Here is a 700-nt window from a genome sequence, read left to right as displayed (position 1 = left end):
CATGAAAACCCAGCTCGGCTTGGCCACGCTCACCTATCTGGATTCATCGGATGCCGTCGGCCCGGGCCTGGGTGGCATCGGGTTCACGGTCACGGCCCCGGGCACCAACAGCGGCAAYTGGRGCYTYGCSTGGCARGASTTGGCSGGCACMCCGAACCTGCCCATCACCATCGACTTCGTGGTSGGRCTGYTYGGCGGSARCAACGGAGCRGSYTACCKCTTCRACRACGTGYTGCTGACCRCSTCTCCCAMCASYGGGACGGGAACCTTCGACRTSAACTTCCTSAACAATGGTGGCCAGCAACCAGCCCTGTCGCACMTGATCCTGGCGGGCACYGACGTCCAGACTACTGGCGTTATCGACCCGCGGGCGGTTCCTGAGCCTGCCTCCATGGCCTTGCTCGGCCTTGGTCTCATGGGTCTCGGCGTGGCCAAGCGCCGTCGGCCGCAGCTGGTCTGAACGGCAACCGGCGGCGCCTCACGGCGCCGCCACCAACCCCCTTCGCGTCCCGCGCCGCAGAACGCCCGGGCGCAGCCTGTCCGAACAGCCTTTCCACCGCCCCACCCCATCGAGGGACCGTCCGTCGCGCAGCGGCGGATTGCCGAACTTGCGCGTCCTGTCGCTCCGCAGGCCGTCGACGCCCTCATGCAGGAACCGCTCCTGCCATCGCCAGATGGAATCCGCGGATTGGAGCAATCC

1 protein-coding gene and 1 pseudogene are annotated in these 700 nt (G+C 67.1%); one reads left to right on the top strand and one right to left on the bottom strand.

All coding sequences use genetic code 11. The annotated features are described in order from the left end of the window. Nucleotide 1 precedes the first annotated feature (1 nt). Nucleotides 2-460, top strand: coding sequence for a PEP-CTERM sorting domain-containing protein (locus AC1DWF_RS34705; protein ID WP_476843014.1), 459 nt, complete (start codon nt 2-4; stop codon nt 458-460). A gap of 18 nt (nt 461-478) precedes the next feature. Here the strand turns inward: AC1DWF_RS34705 and AC1DWF_RS34700 are convergent. Further along, a pseudogene (locus AC1DWF_RS34700) lies at nt 479-700 on the bottom strand (hypothetical protein); the annotation flags it as partial.

The organism is Aminobacter sp. P4_D5, assembly GCF_056401815.1.
Note: the sequence above shows the minus strand (reverse complement) of the source record. Positions and strands in the feature narration are given on the sequence as shown.